This is a genomic window from Brachybacterium sp. GCM10030268 (assembly GCF_042666305.1).
GTDB lineage: Bacteria > Actinomycetota > Actinomycetes > Actinomycetales > Dermabacteraceae > Brachybacterium.
In genome coordinates, this window is sequence record NZ_JBHTCW010000032.1 from 1 (window position 1) to 544 (window position 544).

Here is a 544-nt window from a genome sequence, read left to right on the forward strand (position 1 = left end):
TGCTGGCAAGCGAGATCGACGACTTGTGCAGCAAGCTGCGTCGTCGTGCGCGCCGTGTCCACACCCGCGCTGATGTGGAGGCCCTTGTCGACGATCTGCTCGACGCGCTGCACGCCACCCGGCTGGACACCACTCGGCCCGCAGCTGTCGACACCACCTGCGCGATGCCCGCCATTGACCACTGAAACCACGAAGGACCGGCCAGTTCGTAGCTGGCCGGTCCTTCCTGATGATCATCTCAGGAGACCCCATGAACAACCCAATAGAGATCCTGGCCTGGGTCGATGCACGAACCACCGACCCCGAGCGGATCGTCTCCGAAGTCCTAGAGCTGCTGGCCGACCAGATCGAGGTTTTCGGGCTGCACACGCCAGTAGTGCTGCGCGTCCAGCAGAACAGGCAGGAGATCTACCGGCACAGCAACACGCTCGCCGAGGTCATCGAGCACCTGATCGATTGGGGCTACGGCACCAGCGAGGCGATCTTGTGAGCGCACCGCAGCTCTACCAATGGCGTTGCGCGCCACAGCATCTACGGACGAAAC

General features: G+C 63.1%; 2 protein-coding genes. Both read left to right on the forward strand.

The window, feature by feature from the left end:
• Positions 1–185 (forward strand): hypothetical protein (locus ACFQRD_RS16685; RefSeq protein ID WP_377804796.1); only part of this gene is annotated, 185 nt, incomplete at its 5' end.
• Positions 186–250: 65 nt separating this feature from the next.
• The gene (locus tag ACFQRD_RS16690; protein WP_377804797.1) at positions 251–490 is read left to right on the forward strand and encodes a hypothetical protein; all 240 of its coding nucleotides are present in this window, start codon (positions 251–253) and stop codon (positions 488–490) included.
• Positions 491–544: the final 54 nt, after the last annotated feature.